This is a genomic window from Streptomyces sp. NPDC005195 (assembly GCF_040608315.1).
Taxonomy (GTDB): domain Bacteria; phylum Actinomycetota; class Actinomycetes; order Streptomycetales; family Streptomycetaceae; genus Streptomyces; species Streptomyces kaempferi.
Genome location: NZ_JBEXHZ010000001.1, coordinates 215,896 through 233,237, shown reverse-complemented (window position 1 = coordinate 233,237; position 17,342 = coordinate 215,896). Strand labels below are relative to the sequence as shown.

Sequence of the window (17,342 nt, the reverse complement as noted above, 5' to 3'; positions counted from 1 at the left end):
ATATTCCGTCTGGCGGAAGATACAAAGGGGCGGGATGCCGCTCAGGTGAGGTCGTGGGACGCGCTCACGAGTGCGTAGGTCTGCGTGGCGATCTCCAGTTCCTCGTCGGTCGGCACCACGGCGACCGCGACCCGTGCGCCCTCGGGGGAGACGATTCTGGCCCCGTCCCCTCGAGCCGCGTTCAGGCCGGCGTCGACCGCCAGGCCGAGCCCCTCCAGACCGGCGACCGCGGCCTCGCGCACGGCGGCGGCGTTCTCGCCGACCCCCGCGGTGAAGGCGATCGCGTCCACCCGGCCCAGTACCGCGTAATAGGCGCCGATGTACTTCTTCAGGCGGTGGATGTAGATGTCGAAGGCGAGCCGCGCCTGCTCGTCACCCTCGTCGACACGGCTTCGGATCTCCCGCATGTCGTTGTCTCCGCACAGACCGATCAGGCCGCTCTTCTTGTTGAGCAAAGTGTCGATCTCGTCCGTGGACATCCCGCCAACGCGCGTCAAATGGAAGATGACCGCGGGATCCACGTCACCGGACCGCGTTCCCATGACGAGCCCCTCCAGTGGCGTGAGCCCCATGGAGGTGTCCACGCAACGGCCCCCGCACACGGCGGACGCGGAGGCGCCGTTGCCGAGGTGCAGCACGATGACGTTCACGTCCTCGGGCGCCCTGCCGAGGAGCTTCGCGGTCTCCCGGGACACGTAGGCGTGCGAGGTGCCGTGGAAGCCGTAGCGCCGGATGCGGTACTCGTCGGCGATGCTCGCGTCGATCGCGTAGCGCGCGGCCGACTCCGGCATGGTCGCGTGGAAGGCGGTGTCGAAGACGGCGACCTGGGGAAGGTCGGGACGCAGCGACCGGGCCGTACGGATACCCGTCAGGTTCGCCGGGTTGTGCAGCGGGGCGAGCGGGACCAGCCGCTCGATCTCCGCGAGCACCGCGTCGTCGACGATCTCCGGTGCGGTGAAGGAACTCCCGCCGTGCACGACGCGGTGGCCGATCGCGGCCAGCTCGGGGGAGTCCAGACCGAGCCCGTCGCGGCCGAGCTCCTCGGCGACGGCCTTGAGGGCGGCGGCGTGGTCGGCGACGGGGCCGGCCGTCTCCCGGGTCTCGCCCGTGGTGAGCGCCGTGTGCTTCAGCCGGGAGGTCCGCTCGCCGATGCGTTCGACGAGGCCCGTGGCGAGGCGGCTGGTGTCGCGCATGTCGAGGAGCTGGTACTTCAGCGACGAGGAGCCGGAGTTGAGGACGAGGACTCGGGTGGCGGTCACTGCGGGGATGCCTTCTGGGTCGGGTGCGTGGTCGTTGCCGGGGCCGGCCGGTGCGGCGGTCATCCGAGGCCCGATGTCTGGGCCTGGATCGCCGTGATGGCGACCGTGTTGACGATGTCCTGCACGAGCGCGCCGCGGGAGAGGTCGTTGACGGGCTTGCGCAGGCCCTGGAGGACCGGGCCGACCGCGATCGCGCCGGCCGAGCGCTGCACGGCCTTGTAGGTGTTGTTGCCGGTGTTGAGGTCCGGGAAGATCAGCACGGACGCCTGCCCGGCGACGTCGGAGTCCGGCAGTTTGGTCGCCGCGACAGAGGGTTCGACGGCGGCGTCGTACTGGATCGGCCCCTCGATCTTCAGGTCGTCGCGCCGCAGCCGTACGAGGTCCGTGGCCTCGCGCACCTTGTCCACGTCGGCGCCCGAACCGGACGTGCCCGTCGAGTACGACAGCATCGCGATCCGCGGCTCGACACCGAACTGCTCGGCGGTGGCCGCCGACTGGATGGCGATGTCGCACAGCTGCTCGGCGTTCGGGTCGGGGTTCACCGCGCAGTCGCCGTAGACGAGGACCTTGTCGGCGAGGCACATGAAGAAGACCGACGACACGATCTTCGTGTCCGCCTTGGTCCTGATGATCTCGAAGGCGGGCCGGATGGTGGCGGCGGTGGAGTGCACGGAGCCGGACACCATGCCGTCGGCCAGCCCCTCCTCCACCATCAGCGTCCCGAAGTAGTTCACGTCGGCGACGACGTCATGGGCCAGCTCGACCGTGACGCCCCGGTGGGCGCGCAGCGCGGCGTACCTCTCGGCGAAGCGTCCGCGCAGCTCGGAGGTCACCGGGTCGACGAGTTGGCAGCCGGCCAGGTCGATGCCGAGATCGGCGGCCTTCTTGCGGATCTGGTCCACCGGCCCGAGCAGCGTCAGGTCGCACACGCGCCGGCGCAGCAGCACCTCCGCCGCGTGCAGGACGCGGGTCTCGGTCCCCTCGGGAAGCACCACCCGCCGTCTGTCGGAGCGGGCCTGTTCGAGGAGCTTGTGCTCGAACATCATGGGGGTCACGCGGTCGCTGCTCGGCGCGGAGACGCGCCTGAGCAGGTCCGCGGTGTCCACGTACCGCTCGAAGAGGCCGAGCGCGGTCTCCGCCTTGCGGGGTGTGGCGGCGTTCAGCTTCCCCTCCAGGGAGAAGAGCTCGGCCGCGGTGGGGAAGGAGGTCCCGGCGACCGAGATCACCGGCGTGCCGGGGGCGAGACGGGCGGCGAGCGTGAGGACCGCGTCGCTGGGCCGCTCGTTCAGGGTGAGCAGGACTCCGGCTATGGGCGGGGTGCCGGCGCTGTGCGCGGCGAGCGCGCCGACGACCAGGTCGGCACGGTCGCCGGGGGTGACCACGAGGCAGCCCGGGGTCAGTGCGTTGAGGAAGTTCGGCAGCATGGCGCCGCCGAAGACGAAGTCGAGCGCGTCACGGGAGAGTCCCGCGTCGTCGCCGAGGAGCACCGTGCCGCCGAGGGCGTGGGTGATCTGGGCGAGGGTGGGCGCCGAGAGCGCGGGCTCGTCCGGGAGGACGTAGCACGGCACCGGGAGACGGGAGTCGAGCCGCTCGCCGAGTCCGGCGCGGTCGGCGGGGGCGACGCGGTTCACGATCATGGCGAGCACGTCGCAGCCGAGGCCGTCGTAGGCGCGGTACGCGTTGCGGGTCTCGGCGCGCACGGACTCGGCGGTCTGCCCGCGGCCGCCGACCACGGGGATCACGGAGGCGCCGAACTCGTTCGCCAGCCGGGCGTTCAGCGACAGCTCGTCCGGGAACTGGGTGTCGGCGTAGTCGGTGCCCAGGACCAGGACGACGTCGTAGTCGCGCGCGACCAGGTGGAAGCGGTCGACGAGGGTGGAGACCAGTTCGTCCGTGCCCTGCTCGGCCTGGAGCGCGGACGCCTCGTGGTAGTCCATGCCGTAGACGGTCGCCGGGTCCTGGGCGAGCCGGTAGCGGCTCCGCAGCAGTTCGAAGAGCCGGTCGGGGCCGTCGTGGACGAGTGGGCGGAAGACACCCACCCGGTCGACCTGGCGGGTCAGGAGCTCCATGACGCCCAGCTCGACCACCTGGCGGCCGTCGCCGCGATCGATCCCGGTCACGTAGACACTGCGGGTCACGCGTGCTCTCCATCCTTGGCGTGGGGTGTTCTGGTGACGTGAGGTGTTCTGTCGGGGTCACGTGCGCGGTCCCGTGACTCGTGTGCCGTTTTCGGGCTCGGCAAATGGCCCACCGTGGTGAGCGGAACCCTCTTGACAATACCCCCGCGGGTGGATAAGGCGCCCGTCAGGGCGGACTTCCTGGCGAGGTCTGACGGAGGTCTGACAGACGTCTGACGGAGGTCTGACAGGGGTCTGACCGAGCCTGACCGGGGTCTGACCGGGAGCGGGTCGAGAATTCACCCGGGGCGTCGCGACGGAGGGCTTCGGGCGGAATCGGCGACGGTCCTGAGGTCATGAAACAATCGGACCGGCTCACACGAACCAGCAGCGAGCAGGAGACACAGCACGATGCGTATCGGAGTTCTCACCGCAGGCGGCGACTGCCCGGGCCTCAACGCAGTGATCCGGTCGGTCGTGCACCGAGCGGTCACCACCTTCGGGGACGAGGTCATCGGATTCGAGGACGGGTACGCGGGCCTGCTCGACGGCCGCTACCGCACCCTCGACCTGAACGACGTCGGTGGCATCCTCGCCCTCGGCGGCACCATCCTCGGCTCCTCGCGGCTGCAGCGCGACCGGCTCCGCGAGGCCAGCGAGAACGCGCAGGACATGGCGCGCGAGTTCGGTATCGACGTCCTGATCCCGATCGGCGGCGAGGGCACGCTGACGGCGGCGCGGATGCTGTCGGACGCGGGCCTGCCGGTGGTCGGCGTCCCGAAGACGATCGACAACGACATCTCGTCGACGGACCGCACCTTCGGCTTCGACACCGCGGTGGGCGTGGCCACGGAGGCCATGGACCGTCTGAAGACGACCGCCGAGTCGCACCAGCGTGTGATGGTCGTCGAGGTCATGGGCCGGCACGCGGGCTGGATCGCCCTGGAGTCCGGCATGGCGGCCGGTGCCCACGGCATCTGCCTGCCCGAGCGCCCCTTCGACCCGGCCGACGTCGTCGCGATGGTCGAGGAGCGCTTCGCCCGCGGCAAGAAGTTCGCGGTCATCTGTGTCGCCGAGGGCGCCCACCCCGTCGAAGGCAGCATGGACTACGGACACGGCGCGATCGACCAGTTCGGCCACGAGCGCTTCCAGGGCATCGGTACGGCGCTGGCGTACGAGCTGGAGCGGCGCCTCGGCAAGGAGGCCAAGCCGGTCATCCTCGGTCATGTGCAGCGGGGCGGCACCCCGACCGCGTACGACCGGGTCCTGGCGACGCGGTTCGGGTGGCACGCGGTGGAGGCCGCCCACCGGGGTGACTTCGGCCGGATGACGGCGCTGCGCGGCACCGATGTGCTCATGGTGCCGCTCGCGCAGGCCGTGACGGAGCTGAAGACGGTCCCGAAGGACCGGATGGACGAGGCGGAGTCGGTCTTCTAGCAGGCGCCTTCCGGCCGGGTGACGCCGGCGTCACCCGGGTCCGGCGTCTTCCGTGTCCGGCGTCGTCGGGCGCCGCGTGCCCGGCAGGGCACGCTCCGGTGCGCCGCGGCGGCCCGGCCGAACGGTGACCGGCAGGTCGGTGACCGGCCGAGCCGTGGCGCGGTCGAGTGACGGACCGGCCGAGTGGTGGTCCGAGGGTCCGGTGGTCCCGCCGAGGGTCCGGGGCTCCCGGCCGCGGGGCCGGGAATCCTGTCGGGCGGTCGGTCCTCAGTACGTGCTTCTCTGGACCGTCGACCAGAAGTGGTCGACGATCCGGTCGAGGAAGTCCTGGCCCGAATCGTCGGCCTCGGCGGCGGCCGGCCCGCCCGCCCAGCTCAGCGTGGCGGCCATCTGGCCCTGGTACTCCTGGTACAGCTCCTGGAGGACGTCCTCCAGGAGGCGCCGGTCCAGCGGGATCATCTTCCCCACCGGGCGGGAGTAGGCCTGCCAGCGTGTCGTCACCGCGCTCCGCAGCAGCTCGGCCAGCCTGCCGTCGCGCCCCGTGACGGTGACGAAGTCCCGCAGGGACAGTTCGAGCACGTCGGCGAGGGCGGTGGACTGCCGCTCGGTGCCGCGCCACTCGTCGGCCTCCTCCATCCCCTGGTAGGCGGGAAGTTCGAGTCCGACGGCGCGGGCTATGTCCTCCTGCGCGAGGCCGCGCGCGACGCGGTGTTCGCGCAGGGTCCGCGGCGCGCCGATGATCTCCCCCGGTGAGCACCACAACACCCCCGCGAGCGCGGTGAGTTCGGGTCCGCTCGGTGCGGTGGTCCCGGTTTCCCAGGCGGCGACGAGATCGGGGGTGACGTACGGCATCCCGTACGAGGCTCTCATTCCGTAGGCGACGTGCTCGGGCCTCATACCGAGTGCCGTCCTCAGTCTGCGGGCGGCCTGAGCGTTGAAGGGCGGTGTGGGCTGTTGGGCCTGCGGTCGCTGCACGCGCACAAAATATGGGGTCGGGACAGCGCTGACTACATTCTGTTCGGCCACAATCACAGCTTGTAGGAACATACGGTGCCGGTCGGCGCGTCCCGCGTGGGGCCGGCGCGCCCCGTTCCTCGGGTGCTCCGGTCAGCCCTTGACCGCTCCGCCCAGCGCGAACCCGCCTCCCAGCCGCCGCGCCACCAGCACGTACAGCAGGATCACCGGCGTCGAGTAGATGACCGAGAACGCCGCCAGCTGTCCGTAGACCACCGTCCCCCGGTTCCCGAAGAAGTCGTTGATGCTCACCGACGCGGGCATCTGGTCCGGCGTCAGCAGCAGCATGAACGGGACGAAGAAGTTCCCCCACATCATCACGAACGAGAAGACCGTCACCACCGCCACCCCGGGGCCCATCAGCGGCAGCACGATCCGCACCAGGGACTGCAGCGACGACGCGCCGTCCGTCCACGCCGCCTCCTCCAGCTCCCGCGGCACCCCGTCCATGAAGTTCTTCATCAGCCAGATGGCGAACGGGAGTTGGGAGGCCGCGAAGAAGAAGACGGTGCCCTGCACGGTGTCGATGAGGTTCACCCGCACGAACAGCGCGTACACCGGGACCATGATCGCCGTGATCGGCAGGCAGGTCGCGAAGAGGATGGTCAGCAGGAAGGGGCGGTTGAGCCGCGAGCGGAACCGTGAGAGCGGATACGCCGCCAGGGCCGCGCACACCACCGTCAGCGCGGTCCCCCCGCCGCACAGGACCAGGCTGTTCAGCAGCGGTGTGAAGGTGATGTCCGGCTTCAGCACCGCGTCGAAGTTGTCCAGCGTGAGGCCGTCCGGGACCCGCACCCGCAGATCCGCGTGCGCGTCCAGCGACGACAGCACCACCCAGGCCAGCGGCAGCACGAACGCCGCGGCCACGAAGAGGAGCCCCGCGTCCGCCGCCAGACGCCTTCCCGCCCGGCGGGACCTGAGCGTGGCCCCCGTCGGCAGAGCCATCTCAGACCTCCGTCCGCAGGAGCCGCATGTAGACCACGGAGAACAGCGCCCCGACCACCAGCAGCAGCAACGCGACCGCCGTCCCGTACCCGATCATGCTCTTCTGGAACGCCTGCTCGTACATGAACAGGGGAAGCGTCTGGCTCCTGTTGCCGGGGCCGCCCCGCGTCATCACCCAGATCAGCCCGAACACCGAGAGCGTCTGCAGGGTGTTGAGCATCAGGTTCGTGCCGATCGACCGGCGGATCATCGGCAGCGTGATGTGCCACATCCGGCGCCAGCCGCCCGCGCCGTCCACCTCCGCCGCCTCCGTGATCTCCTTCGGGATCTCGTTCAGCGCCGCCGAGTAGACCAGCATCGAGAAAGCCGTGCCCCGCCACACGTTGGCGAACGACACCGCCAGGATCGGGAGGGTGAACAGCCAGTTCTGGGTGGGGAGACGGAGCCAGTCCAGGATCGCGTTCAGAGTGCCCTCCCGCCGGAAGAACGCGTACAGCAGGAAGCCCGCCACCACCTCCGGCAGCACCCACGCCGTGATCACGATCCCGCCCACCAGCGTCCGTACCGGCTTGGAGGCCCGCTGCATCAGCGCGGCCAGCGCCAGCCCGAGCGTGTTCTGGCCCACGAGTGACGACAGGACCGTGAACACCAGTGTCAGCCATACCGCGTTGAGGAACGCCTCGTCCTTGAACGCCGCCCGGAAGTTCTCGAAGCCGACGAATGAGGAGTGCGCCTGACCCGTCAACTGGAGGTCGGTGAAGGCGATGTACGCGCAGTAGACGATCGGCCCGGCGAGGAAGAGGAGCAGCAGGATCACGGCCGGCGTGAGCGGCAGCGCGCGGGCCAGGACCCGGGGGCGCCCCGGTCGGCGCGGCGACACGGTCTTCGCGGCGGCCGGGGCGGCGGGTGCCGCCCGTGTGCCCACGCTCACTTGCGCACCACCTGGCCGTCGGTGGCCGTCTTCAGCTCCTCGTCGTAGCCGCTCGCCGCCTTGTCCACCGAACTGTCCCCGGTCGTCACGCCCTCCATGGCCTCCTGGACGGCGGTCGAGACCCTGGGGTAGGCGGGGTACGCCGGGCGGTAGTGCGTGCTCGCGACCAGGTCCGTGAAGAACTTGATGCCGGGCTGCGCCTGTACGTACGCCGGGTCGGACGCCACGTCCTTGCGCACCGCGATACCGGAGTTGGCGATGTACCACTTCTGCGCGTTCGCCTTCGTCTGCATCGTCTCGACGAACTTGAAGGCGAGGTCGGGGTTGCCGGCCTTGGAGGGGATCGCCCAGGTCCAGCCGCCGGACATGCTCACCTTGCCGGGTGCCTGGCCGTGCTGGGTCGGCATGTACGCGAGGCCGAGCTCGCGCGACCACTCGGGCCACTCGTGCCCGGCGCCCTTCTGCCAGTCCTGCGGGAGCCAGCTGCCGTCGAGGTCGATGCCGAGCTTGCCCTGGGGCATCAGCTCACCGCGGATGGTGGTGCTGAAGTTCGGGTCCAGGGCGTCCGAGACGTCGGGGCCCAGCTTCTCCTTGTAGACCGTCTCCACGAAGGTGAGCGCGTCCTTGAAGGCCTGGCTGCCCGCGATCCACTTCTTGGCCGCCGTGTCGTACAGGGGGTCGCTCTTCCCGTCGCCCGTGCCGTAGAGCAGCATCTCGAAGCCCTGCATGGTGGCGCCCTCGCCGGCCGGCTTGCCGGTGTAGACGTTGAGCGGGGTGACGCCCGGGACCTTCCGCTTGATCGTGCGGGCGGCGCTGAGCACGTCGTCCCAGCTCCTCGGCTGCCAGTCGGCCGGCAGCCCCGCCTTCTGGAAGACGCCCTTGTCGAACCAGAGTCCGCGGGTGTCCGTGCCGTCCGGAACGCCGTACGTCTTCCCGTCCTGCGCCTTGGCCGCGGACTTCGCCGTGTCGATGAACTGGTTCCAGTCCGGCCACTTGTCCAGGTAGGTGTCGAGAGGCTTCAAGTACCCGCTGGTGATGTCGGAGTTGATGAGGAAGGTGTCCTCGTAGACCAGGTCGGGGGCCGTCTTGGGCGATCTCAGCATCTGCTGGAGCTTGGTGTAGTACTCGGAGTCGGGCGCCTTGATCGGGACGAGTTCCACCTTCTTGCCGGGGTTCGCCTTCTCGAACTCCTTCTTCATCCGGCCCAGATAGGTGTCCATGACCCGGATCGAGTTGTCCGTGGACTGCTTGAAGGAGATCTTCACGGTGTCCGGACTGCTGCCGGAGCCCGATCCGCAGGCGCTGAGCGCCGTCGCGGCGAGCAGAGTGGCGAGGAGAAGTGGGGCGGCGGTGGGGCGCACGGGCACGACCTCCTACTGGCCGACGTCGTCGATGGCCGGGTTGTCTGCCCGGTGAACCTAAGAGCGTGGACTAGTCCAGGTCAATGACCTTGCACCGCCTTGCGACCGAACACGGTGCAGAAAAGCCCCTGTTGGGGGCCTGATACGGAACTAGGCCTTCACCCAGCGGTACTGCAGCTCGGGCCGCCCGACCTGCCCGTACTGCGGCGCGCGTGCGGCGCGCCCCGCGTCCACCAGGTGCTCCAGGTACCGCCGGGCCGTGATGCGCGAGATGCCCACCACCTCGGCGACCCCGGCCGCCGTGAGGCCGTCCGCGCGGTCCCGCAGGGCGCGGGTGACGCGCTCCAGGGTCGGTCCGCTCAGCCCCTTGGGCAGCGCCGCCGGACCCGGGGCGCGCAGGGTGGCCAGGGCGCGGTCCACCTCGTCCTGGCCGCTCGCCTCGCCCGCCGCCGCGCGGAACTCGGCGTACCGGACGAGCCGGTCGCGCAGGGTGGCGAAGGTGAAGGGCTTCAGGACGTACTGGACGACCCCGAGTGAGACTCCCTCCCGGACGACCGTGAGGTCCCGCGCGGAGGTCACCGCGATCACGTCCGCGTGGTGGCCGGCGGCGCGCAGCGAGCGGGCGAGCTGCAGACCGTGCACGTCGGGCAGGTGCAGATCGAGGAGGAGCAGGTCCACGGGGGTGCGGTCCAGGGCACGGCGCGCTTCGGCGCCGGTGTGGGCCTTGCCCACCGCCGTGAAGCCGGGGACCCGCCCGACGTACATGACGTGCGCGTCGGCGGCCACCGGGTCGTCCTCGACGACGAGGACACGGATCGGCTGGGGGTCGGTCATACGTCGCCTCCGGGCAGGGCGGGCTGGACGGGTACGGGGGCGAGGTCCTTCGGGGCGGCGGCCCCGGACCCGGCCGCCGCGTCGGCGGCTTCCGCGGCCGTCGTGGGCAACGGCAGCCGCACCTCGAACTCCGCCCCGCCGCCCGCCGCTTCGGCCACCGTCAGGGTGCCGTCGTGGCGGTTCACCGCCTGGCGTACGAGGGCGAGGCCCAGCCCGCGGCCGGCGGGCCCCGCCGGTTTCGTCGACCAGCCGCGCCGGAAGACGGCCTCCGCGTGGGCCGGATCCACTCCGGCGCCGGTGTCGGCGACCCGCAGCACCAGGCCGGAGCCGTCCGTGAAGGCCGTGACGGTCACCCGGGCCCGTACCGTGCCCTGGGCCGCGTCCATCGCGTTGTCGATCAGGTTGCCGAGGACCGTCACCAGGTCCCGGGCCGGCAGGCCGGCCGGCAGCAGACCGTCGTCGATGCCGCTCTGCTCCGAGATCACCAGCTCCACGCCCCGCTCGTTGGCCTGGGCCGCCTTGCCCAGCAGCAGGGCGGCGAGGACCGGTTCGCTGACCGCCGAGATCACCTCGTCGGTGAGTGTCTGGGCCAGTTCCAGTTCGGCGGTGGCGAAGTCGACGGCCTCCTCGGCGCGGCCGAGCTCGATCAGCGAGACCACCGTGTGGAGACGGTTCGCGGCCTCGTGGGCCTGCGAGCGCAGGGCCTGGGTGAAACCGCGCTCGGAGTCGAGCTCGCCGGTCAGCGCCTGGAGTTCGGTGACATCGCGCAGGGTGACGACCGTGCCGCGGCGCTCACCGCCGGTGACCGGGGAGGTGTTGACGACCAGTACGCGGGACGCCGTCAGGTGCACCTCGTCCACCCGGGGCTCCGCCGAGAGGAGCGCGCCGGTCAGGGGCGCGGGCAGGCCGAGTTCGGCCACGGAGCGGCCGACCGCCTCGTCGCCCACGCCCAGCAGCTCCCGCCCGCCGTCGTTCATCAGCGCCACCCGGTACTGCGCGTCCAGCATCAGCAGCCCCTCGCGCACGGCGTGCAGCGCGGCCTGGTGGTAGTCGTGCATGCGGCTCAGCTCGGCCGCGTTCAAGCCGTGCGTGGAGCGGCGCAGACGGGCGTTGATGACGTAGGTGCCGATGCCTCCGAGGACGAGGGCGCCGCCCGCGACGCCGATCAGCGCGGTCACCTGGTCCTGGACGCGCTTGGTGATCGCCTCCACCCTGATGCCGGCGCTGACCAGGCCGACGAGGTGGCCGTTGTCCAGGACCGGGGCGACGGCGCGTACGGACGGGCCGAGGGTGCCCGTGTAGGTCTCGGTGAAGGAATTGCCGCGCAGGGCGGGGCCGATGTGACCGAGGAAGTGCCGCCCTATCAGCGTCTCGTCGGGGTGGGTCCAGCGGATGCCCCGCGGGTTCATGATCGTCACGAAGTCCACGTCGGTGTCCCGCTGCACCTGGAGGGCGTACGGCTGCAGGGGCTTCGTCGGGTCCGTGGTGCGGATCGCGTCGCGGACGGAGGGGGCGTCGGCGACCGAACGGGCCACGGCCATCGCCTGGCGGCCCGCCGCCTCCTCGGCCTGGCTGCGGTCACTGACGTACGTGAACAGCGCGTATCCGGCGACGAGCACCGCGATGAGCACGGCCTGCATGGCGAAGAGCTGGCCGGCCAGGCTGCGGGGTCTCGGGACGCGGGGGAGGCGCATGGCGTCAGTCTGCCTCCCCTGGTAAGCGTGAACTAAATGAACGGAAGGGTGACCGCCCTCACACGCCGGGAGATAGTCACCGCATCCCCCGGGCGCACGCCCCCCGGGTTCTCCCGGAGGCGTGTGGCCCGATTCCCCGGACGTGAGCCGCACGCCGGATGATGCCGACGACGTCGTCAAGGAGGGCAGCCGTGGCCAGCACCCCAACGGCACCTGCCGCACCCGCCGCCAAGCGGGACCGCACCCACTATCTCTACCTCGCGGTGATCATCGCGGTCGCCCTCGGAATCGGGGTCGGCTTCGCCGCGCCCGACTTCGCCAAGGAGCTCAAGCCGATCGGTACGGGCTTCGTCGCCCTGATCAAGATGATGATCTCGCCGATCATCTTCTGCACGATCGTGCTCGGCGTCGGCTCGGTGCGGAAGGCCGCCAAGGTCGGCAAGGTCGGCGGTCTCGCGCTCGGCTACTTCATCTGCATGTCGTTCGTCGCCCTGGCCATCGGCCTGGTGGTCGGCAACATCATCCACCCGGGCAGCGGAATGCACCTGACCGAGGCGGTGAAGGGCGTCGGGCACACGCAGGCCGAGGCCGCCGCCGAGGGGCCGGTCGACTTCCTCCTCGGGATCATCCCGACCACCTTCGTCTCGGCCTTCACCGAGGGCCAGGTCCTCCAGACGCTGCTGATCGCGCTGCTCGTGGGCTTCGCGCTGCAGGCCATGGGCCGGGCCGGCCGGCCGGTGCTGCGCGGCGTCGAGCACATCCAGAAGCTGGTCTTCCGCATCCTCGGCATGATCATGTGGGCGGCGCCCGTCGGTGCCTTCGGTGCCATGGCGGCCGTCATCGGCGAGACCGGCATGGACGCGCTGAAGGCGCTGGGCACGATCATGCTCGGCTTCTACATCACCTGCGCCCTGTTCGTCGTGATCGTGCTCGGCACGCTGACGAAGCTGGTCGCCGGGATCAACGTCTTCCAGCTGCTCAAGTACCTGGGCCGGGAGTTCCTGCTGATCGTCTCCACCTCGTCCTCCGAGTCCGCGCTGCCGCGGCTGATCGCGAAGATGGAGCATCTGGGCGTCAGCCGGCCGGTCGTCGGCATCACCGTGCCGACCGGCTACTCCTTCAACCTCGACGGCACGATGATCTACCTGACCATGGCCTCGCTGTTCATCGCCGACGCGATGGACCAGCCGATGAGCATCGGCCAGCAGATCGGGCTGCTGCTCTTCATGATGGTCGCCTCGAAGGGCGCGGCGGGTGTCTCCGGTTCCGGTATCGCCGTACTGGCCAGCGGTCTGCAGTCGCACAAGCCGGCGCTGGTGGACGGCGTCGGACTGATCATCGGCATCGACCGCTTCATGAGCGAGGCGCGCGCCGTCACCAACTTCGCGGGCAACGCGGTGGCGACCCTGCTCATCGGCACCTGGACCGGCGAGGTCGACAAGGAGCGGGTGGACCGGGTGCTCGCCGGTGAACTGCCCTTCGACGAGCGGACGCTGCTGGACGACGCCGGCGAGGACGCGGACGCCTCCGCCGAACTGCCCGAGCAGGGCGGCGACAAGGAGCTGGCCAAGGCCTGACGCCCCCGCCCGCTCCACGCGCCGGCGCCGCTTCCCCCGGACGGGGCGCCCCTCCCCACGGGACGCTCCTCCTGACAGGGCGTTCCCCTGGACGAGGCCGGCGCCTTCGGACCGCCGAGCGGCCGGGTCCTTCCCCCGGCGAACCGGCCGCTCGGCGGGTCGGCGGGTCAGCGAGGCAGCCCGACGGCTGCCTCGCTCCCGTTCACTCCTCCTCGCTCAGCTTCGCCACCAGAGCGGTGGCGCGGGAGGCGGGTACGCCCGCCGTGGTCAGCATGGTGACCGCGGCGGAGCGGCCCGCCTCCTCCGCCGCGAGCAGGCCGTCGTTCACCGCCTCCATCAGCGCGAACAGCATCTGCTCGTGCACGTAGGCCAGAGCCGGGGCCGGCAGCGGGGACTCGAACACGCCTTGCCGCAGGCCGCGTCGGAGCACCTCCGCGCAGGCCTCGCGCACCGGGGTGAGCCGCTCGCGGATGCCCTGCACCGTGACGCTGCGCTGGGCCAGCGCGACCAGCAGCCGGTAGCGGTCGGCGATCTCCCAGACCGCGAGCGTCGAGCGGATCAGTGATTCCGCCGGGTCCTCGACGCCCTCCCGGCCCGCCGCGTGCGCGGCGGCCACCGCCTCCACGGCGCCGTCGGTCAGCGTGCTGACGAGCACCTCGCGGCTCGGGAAGTGTCCGTACACGGTGCGCCGTACGACGCCCGCGGCCCGTGCGATCTGGTCCATGGAGGCGTCGGGGTCGCGCAGCAGCTCCGCGAGCGCGACGTCGAGGATGCGGCGGCGGTTCGCGTCCGCGCGGCTGGCACTACCCGTGGTCATGACGGTCATTCTGCACGCCCCGCGCGGCGCCGGGCCGCTGCTGCGCCCAGGGCACCGCCCCATCAACTTGCACAGTGCTGTGCATCGCCGTAGATTGCACACTGCCGTGCAAGTGCATGGTGGTGTGCACATCGAGTGAGGAGAGGGCGGCCGTACCCATGGTTCTCGTCATCAACGAACCGGTCGAGCGGATGGACCGGCCCTACGCCCGGCGCTGGTGGGCGCTGCTGGTGCTCTGCCTGAGCCTGCTGATCATCGTGATGGCGAACACCGCCCTCACCGTGGCGGCCCCCGACATGACCCGGGACCTGGGCCTGTCCAGCGCCGACCTGCAATGGGTCATCGACGGCTACACCGTCCCGTACGCCGCGCTGATGCTGCTGCTCGGTGCGATCGGCGACAAGTACAGCCGGCGCGGCGCGCTCGTGCTGGGGCTGGTGGTCTTCGGCGGCGGCGCGGTGGCGGGCTCGCTCGTGGACAGTTCCGCCGGGGTCATCGCGGCTCGCGCCGTGATGGGGGTCGGCGCCGCGCTGATCATGCCCGCGACGCTCTCCCTGCTCGCCGCGACCTTCCCGCGCGCGGAACGCGCGAAGGCGATCACCCTGTGGACCGCCACGGCCGGACTCGCCATCGCGGCGGGCCCCCTGGTCGCGGGCGCGCTGCTGCAGCACCACGGCTGGTCCTCCACCTTCCTGATCAACGTGCCGATCGCCGCCGTCGCGATCGTCGGCACCCTCGTCCTCGTACCGCCCTCCAGGGCCGCGCACCGGCATCGCGTCGACCACGTCGGCGGCCTGCTGTCGGTCGTCTGGATCGGCTCGCTGGTCTACATGATCATCGAGGGACCGCACTTCGGATGGGGCGTCCGGGCCGTCACGGCCGCGGTCGTCGCGGGGCTCGGACTGGTGGCCTTCGTGGTGTGGGAGCTGCGCCACCCGCGCCCGGTCGTCGACGTACGCCGCTTCGCCCAGCGCCGGTTCGCCGGCTCGAACCTCGCCGTCGCGCTCTTCTTCCTGGCCGTCTTCGGCGCCTTCTACTACCTCACCCAGCACCTGCAGTTCGTGCTCGGCTACGACGCGCTGGACACCGGCGTGCGGATGCTGCCGCTCGCCGGGGCCGTCTTCGCCGGCTCGGCGCTCACCGGCTACCTCACCCCGCGCGTCGGCATGAGGATCACGGTCACCGCGGGCATGGTCGGCGGTACGGCGGCGCTCGCGCTGCTCACCCGGGTGGACGCGGCATCGTCGTACGGCGACTTCGTCCTTCCCCTCGTCATCCTCGGTCTCGCCATCGGGCTCGCGCTCTCGCCCTGCACGGACGCCATCATGGGCGCGTTCCCGGAGTCCGAACTCGGTGTCGGCGGCGCGGTCAACGACACCTCGCTGGAGCTCGGCGGTTCGCTCGGCATCGCCCTCCTCGGCTCGGTGCTGGCGAGTTCGTACTCCTCACACCTCTCGGACGCGACCAGGGGCGGCAAGCTCCCGGCGGACGCGCTGGCCACGGCCCAGGACTCGGTCGGCGCGGGATACGTGGTCGCCCAGGGCATCGGTGACAAGGCCCGGCAGCTCGGCGAGCAGGCCGCACGGGCCGGGCACGCCGGGCATACCGAGAAGGCCGCGCAACTGAAGGCACAGTCCGACCAACTCACCCACGGGGCACGGCAGATGGCGGACGCCGTCGGCTCGTCCTTCGCGGACGCGGTGGCGCACACCAGCCTGATCGGCGCGGTGATCCTGGGCGTGGGGACGGTACTGGTGGCGGTACTGCTGCCGTGGAAGGAGCGCGCGGCGGGGGTACGGGCGGCCGAGGGGGACGCGGGCGCCGCCGGGGACGCGGGGGACGCGGGTGCCGCCGAGGTGGGGACCGGGACCGGGACCGAGTCCGCGTCCGAGGCGGAGGCGGAGACCGAGAAGAGTGAGGCAGAGAAGAGTGCCGCGGCGCGCTGACCGTGCCCCACGACGGTGCTCCCGGAACCGTGGCCCCCGGGCCTCCGTCTCGTAGAACATGCACTACCGTGCCGTGCCGGACCTACCGGCACGGCACGTGATGTTCTGCATGTCCTGCATGTTCTGCGGAGGGCACGGAGTATGAAGATCGACTGGGACCGGCGGACGTGCGCGCGTCGCGGCCACGCGACCTACGCGCCGGACGAACCGGGGCTGCGCGACCGTCTGCGCGCCGCGACCAGCCTCGGCGAGGCCTGGCGCTGTCTGCGCTGCGGCGACTTCGTGCTCGGCGAGCCGCACGGCGCGGGGCCCGCGGAGGAGGCGCCGCTCGTGCCGCGCGGCAAGGTGCTGCGGGATCTGTTCATCCTGCGCTTCCTGGCGGTCGAGCGGGCCGTGCGCGGGGTGTTCATCGTGCTGGTCGCGGCCGCGGTGTGGAGGTTCAGCAACAGCCAGGACTCCGTGCGCCGCCTCTTCGACGACTACCTGAACGTCTTCCGGCCGGTCTTCAGGCACTTCCACTACGACCTCGACCACTCGCCGGTCGTCGGCACCATCCAGAAGTCCTTCGGTTACAAGCACTCCACGCTGGTCCTGGTGGCCGCGCTGCTGCTGGTGTACGCGCTGGTCGAACTCGTCGAGGCGGGCGGCCTCTGGTTCGCGAAACGCTGGGCGGAGTACCTGACGGTGGTCGCCACCGCCGCCTTCCTGCCCCTGGAGATCTACGAGCTGACCGAGCACGTCAGCTGGCTGAAGATCGCCACCCTGGTCCTGAACATCCTCGCCGTCCTCTACATCGCCCTCGCCAAACGGCTCTTCGGGCTGCGCGGCGGACGCGCGGCCTTCGACGAGGAGCGGCACAGCGCGTCGCTGCTGGAGGTCGAGGAGTCGGCGGGCGTGGCGGCCCACGCCTGATCGCGCCTCCGCCACCGTCCTTGCCATGACGCCGACGTCAAGGATTACGTTCGGGGCATGCGAATCGGCGAGCTGGCGACGAGGGCCGGGACCACCACGCGCACTCTGCGTTACTACGAGTCGCGGGGGCTGCTGCCCGCGCGGCGCACCGGCAACGGCTACCGCACCTACGACGAGCACGACCTGAGGCTGCTGCGGCAGATCAGGACGCTGCAGGACTTCGGGTTCGACCTGGAGGAGACGCGGCCGTTCGTGGAGTGCCTGCGGGCCGGGCATCCCGAGGGGGACTCGTGCCCCGCCTCGCTCGCGGTCTACCGCCGCAAGCTGGGTGAACTCGACGCGCTGATAGGTGAGTTGCGGGCGGTACGGAGCGAGGTCGACGCGCAGTTGGCGCGGGCCGAGCGGGCGCGCGACGAGCTGGCCACCGACGCGGCGGTTCCGGGGGGTCCGGAGCCGGTGTGCGAACTGGGAGGGCGGACACGGTGATCGATCCGACCG

At 71.0% G+C, this 17,342-nt stretch carries 14 protein-coding genes; 5 read left to right on the top strand and 9 right to left on the bottom strand.

Annotated features, from left to right (window positions below):
• Positions 1–41: 41 nt before the first annotated feature.
• Both ABZV34_RS00975 and pta read right to left on the bottom strand, forming a co-directional pair.
• Positions 42–1,259 carry an acetate kinase gene (locus ABZV34_RS00975; protein WP_356270698.1) on the bottom strand — a complete coding sequence of 406 codons (1,218 nt, stop codon included), beginning with the start codon at positions 1,257–1,259 and terminating at the stop codon, positions 42–44.
• 59 nt (positions 1,260–1,318) lie between these two features.
• Positions 1,319–3,397 (bottom strand): phosphate acetyltransferase, encoded by a 2,079-nt coding sequence (gene pta / locus ABZV34_RS00970; RefSeq protein ID WP_356270182.1) that lies wholly within the window; start codon positions 3,395–3,397, stop codon positions 1,319–1,321.
• Between the two features lie 390 nt (positions 3,398–3,787).
• Here pta and ABZV34_RS00965 point away from each other — a divergent pair, with 390 nt between their 5' ends.
• Positions 3,788–4,813: an ATP-dependent 6-phosphofructokinase gene (locus tag ABZV34_RS00965; protein ID WP_356270180.1), complete on the top strand. Its 1,026-nt coding sequence runs from the start codon at positions 3,788–3,790 to the stop codon at positions 4,811–4,813.
• A gap of 267 nt (positions 4,814–5,080) precedes the next feature.
• On the opposite strand, the gene ABZV34_RS00960 is transcribed toward ABZV34_RS00965, so the two are convergent.
• From ABZV34_RS00960 to ABZV34_RS00935, 6 genes are all read right to left on the bottom strand, one after another.
• Complete coding sequence (locus ABZV34_RS00960) at positions 5,081–5,710, bottom strand: XRE family transcriptional regulator (protein WP_356270696.1); 630 nt, start codon at positions 5,708–5,710, stop codon at positions 5,081–5,083.
• A 210-nt stretch (positions 5,711–5,920) separates the two neighbouring features.
• A complete protein-coding gene (locus ABZV34_RS00955) occupies positions 5,921–6,772 on the bottom strand; it encodes a carbohydrate ABC transporter permease (RefSeq protein WP_356270178.1) in 852 nt (283 codons plus the stop codon).
• Between the two features lies 1 nt (position 6,773).
• The gene (locus ABZV34_RS00950) at positions 6,774–7,652 is read right to left on the bottom strand and encodes a sugar ABC transporter permease (RefSeq protein WP_356270694.1); all 879 of its coding nucleotides are present in this window, start codon (positions 7,650–7,652) and stop codon (positions 6,774–6,776) included.
• A gap of 47 nt (positions 7,653–7,699) precedes the next feature.
• On the bottom strand, positions 7,700–9,070 hold the full coding sequence (locus ABZV34_RS00945) for an extracellular solute-binding protein (protein WP_356270176.1): 1,371 nt from the start codon (positions 9,068–9,070) through the stop codon (positions 7,700–7,702).
• Between the two features lie 144 nt (positions 9,071–9,214).
• Entirely contained in the window at positions 9,215–9,898 is a 684-nt protein-coding gene (locus ABZV34_RS00940) for a response regulator (RefSeq protein ID WP_356270174.1), read from the bottom strand.
• Positions 9,895–11,592: a sensor histidine kinase gene (locus ABZV34_RS00935; protein WP_356270172.1), complete on the bottom strand. Its 1,698-nt coding sequence runs from the start codon at positions 11,590–11,592 to the stop codon at positions 9,895–9,897. The genes ABZV34_RS00940 and ABZV34_RS00935 overlap by 4 nt, the downstream gene beginning before the upstream one ends.
• A 158-nt stretch (positions 11,593–11,750) precedes the next feature.
• On the opposite strand from ABZV34_RS00935, the gene ABZV34_RS00930 reads away from it, so the two are divergent.
• Positions 11,751–13,169, top strand: coding sequence for a cation:dicarboxylase symporter family transporter (locus ABZV34_RS00930; protein WP_356270170.1), 1,419 nt, complete (start codon positions 11,751–11,753; stop codon positions 13,167–13,169).
• A gap of 202 nt (positions 13,170–13,371) precedes the next feature.
• Here ABZV34_RS00930 and ABZV34_RS00925 read toward each other — a convergent pair whose 3' ends face one another.
• Positions 13,372–13,995: a TetR/AcrR family transcriptional regulator gene (locus ABZV34_RS00925; protein WP_356270168.1), complete on the bottom strand. Its 624-nt coding sequence runs from the start codon at positions 13,993–13,995 to the stop codon at positions 13,372–13,374.
• A gap of 149 nt (positions 13,996–14,144) precedes the next feature.
• Between ABZV34_RS00925 and ABZV34_RS00920 the strand changes: the two genes are divergently transcribed.
• From ABZV34_RS00920 to ABZV34_RS00910, 3 genes are all read left to right on the top strand, one after another.
• A complete protein-coding gene (locus tag ABZV34_RS00920; RefSeq protein ID WP_356270166.1) occupies positions 14,145–15,932 on the top strand; it encodes an MFS transporter in 1,788 nt (595 codons plus the stop codon).
• 141 nt (positions 15,933–16,073) lie between these two features.
• On the top strand, positions 16,074–16,844 hold the full coding sequence (locus ABZV34_RS00915; protein ID WP_356270164.1) for a DUF2127 domain-containing protein: 771 nt from the start codon (positions 16,074–16,076) through the stop codon (positions 16,842–16,844).
• A 57-nt stretch (positions 16,845–16,901) separates the two neighbouring features.
• Entirely contained in the window at positions 16,902–17,330 is a 429-nt protein-coding gene (locus ABZV34_RS00910) for a MerR family transcriptional regulator (RefSeq protein ID WP_356270162.1), read from the top strand.
• Positions 17,331–17,342: the final 12 nt, after the last annotated feature.